The sequence below is a fragment of the Psychrobacter sp. FME13 genome (assembly GCF_014861395.1).
Taxonomy (GTDB): domain Bacteria; phylum Pseudomonadota; class Gammaproteobacteria; order Pseudomonadales; family Moraxellaceae; genus Psychrobacter.
The window spans coordinates 1-545 of the sequence record NZ_RRYV01000376.1; the positions used below are offsets into that span (position 1 = coordinate 1).

The window sequence follows — 545 nt, forward strand, 5'->3', positions numbered from 1 at the left end:
TTGGCCTCTGCCATCTCAAGCGTATCAGCACCGTAGATGGCCTTTAAATCAGCTGCTACGGCCTTCTTGTCCGTCCAAGGTACGAACTTCATCGAATAGCGCACCATATGCACGATACACAGCTGAACCTGAGCGTTAGGGTAGACCGTATTGATGGCATCAGGGAAGCCTTTTAAACCATCGACACAGGCAATAAGAATATCTTGAACCCCGCGGTTTTGTAGCTCAGTGAGAACACCAAGCCAGAATTTAGCGCCCTCGTTCTCTGATAGCCACATGCCAAGCAGCTCTTTTTTACCATCAAGAGCAACGCCTAAGGCCAGATAGATAGCTTTGTTGATGATCTGCTTGTCCTGACGAACTTTGACGACAATGCAGTCTAAGTAGACGATAGGATAGACGCTGCTCAGTGGCCGGTTCTGCCAAGCGGTGATGTCATCCAAGATGTTGTCAGTGACTCTGGAAACCAAGCTGCTTGAGATGTCGACGTCGTAGATGTCCTTGATGGTTTCGACAATCTCAGTAGTGGTTTGACCTTTGGCGTA

The 545-nt window shown here is 48.6% G+C and carries 1 protein-coding gene; it reads right to left on the bottom strand.

Going from position 1 to position 545, the window contains the following annotated elements; translation table 11 throughout:
• Positions 1 to 545 (bottom strand): IS256 family transposase (locus tag EI164_RS16665; protein WP_192521067.1); only part of this gene is annotated, 545 nt, incomplete at both ends.